Source organism: uncultured Jannaschia sp. (genome assembly GCF_947494055.1).
Classification (GTDB): domain Bacteria; phylum Pseudomonadota; class Alphaproteobacteria; order Rhodobacterales; family Rhodobacteraceae; genus Jannaschia.
On the sequence record NZ_CANLTR010000160.1, the window covers coordinates 1 to 666 of the forward strand.

The 666-nt window shown below is 62.8% G+C and carries 1 pseudogene; it reads right to left on the reverse strand.

The features are described from left to right. Nucleotides 1-666: pseudogene (locus Q1A87_RS23640) on the reverse strand (integrase core domain-containing protein); the annotation flags it as partial.

Consider the following 666-nt stretch of genomic DNA (forward strand, 5'->3'; position numbering starts at 1 on the left):
TCTTGGTGCATGATGGGGTTCGGCGCCAATGCGGATGCTTGGGGCGTTGTTGATCCCGGGCCGTAAGGCGGCCATTCGACGGCTTCCGGTGCGGGTGGCCGGTAGCCCAGCGAAGAATGGGGCCTGACGGTCTTGTAGTGGACGCGCCATGCCTTGATCACCACTCGGGCTTCGGCGAGGGATTGGAAGATCTCGCCGTTCAGCAGTTCGTCCGTTGCCCGGCGGGCGATTGCAGAGCAATCTGCCGAGAGGGGCGGAGCTTCGAGTCGAAGCTCTCGCAGTAGCCGTTCTCCCATGCACTGCCCGGCAGGGCATCGCATGGCGATGTCCCGAGAGGGGGCTGCCCGGCTCGATGAATGCCGTTTTTGCGCCCACGGCATCAATCCAGTTCCGGACAGCCTTGGCGATGAACTCCGGCCCATTGTCCGAGCGAATGTGTCCCGGCACGCCCCGTGAGACATGAACAGATCGGTCAGGACATCGATCACGGCGGTCGAGTTCAGCTTTCGGTCGATCCGGATCGCCATGCATTCCCGGGTGAACTCATCGATCACGTCGAGCATGCGGAACTTCCTTCCATCGTGCGTCCGGCTCTCGACGAAGTCGTAGGATCCCGCTGCCCGACAGGGCATTGCGAAGCCATGTCCCGAGAGGGGGACATGGTTC